The sequence below is a fragment of the Oleiphilus sp. HI0132 genome (assembly GCF_001635845.1).
The window spans coordinates 1-533 of record NZ_LWGJ01000845.1; the positions used below are offsets into that span (position 1 = coordinate 1).

1 protein-coding gene and 1 pseudogene are annotated in these 533 nt (G+C 46.3%); both read left to right on the top strand.

The features are described 5' to 3' along the window. On the top strand, window positions 1-249 hold a 249-nt coding region (locus A3766_RS30885; protein ID WP_197479490.1), incomplete at its 5' end, for a hypothetical protein. Beyond that, window positions 246-533, top strand: a pseudogene (locus A3766_RS09605) (hypothetical protein); the annotation flags it as partial. The gene A3766_RS30885 and the pseudogene A3766_RS09605, both read left to right, overlap by 4 nt.

Sequence of the window (533 nt, forward strand, 5' to 3'; positions counted from 1 at the left end):
GATATTGAAGCTTTAATAGCAAACGAAGCGCTTCTTGAGTATGAGCATTGGCTTTTCAATGGCGATTTACCTGAACGTCTTCGCTATAACATCGATCCAGGCTGGTATGGTGAATTGCCCAGAGCCTATATTTACTCCGCTCGCGGGCAGCGGGTTGCACATAGCGGCATGTTGACAAAAGCAATGTTGGAACAGTGGTTGGCTTTAATTCATGCGAACTCTGCACCGGAAAGTACCGATTCACCATGACAACTTCCAAGCCTATACGTATTACCGTTATCGTGTCAGTGCTTGTTCATTGCGGAATGATGTTGGCCGTTTTTCTTACCGTGTCTGGTGGTGTTAGCCTAGATACTGTTAATGTGGATAAGCCATTGCTGCGTCCAGCGCTTGTGATTAGTCATCACCATGTTGCTGCAAAGCCAAAGCCAAAGCCAAAGCCAAAGCCAAAGCCAGAGCCAGAGCCAGAGCCAAAGCCAGAAAATCGATCAGAGAATGAACACTTTAGCTTTCCATCTGAAACCGTTTTGCAA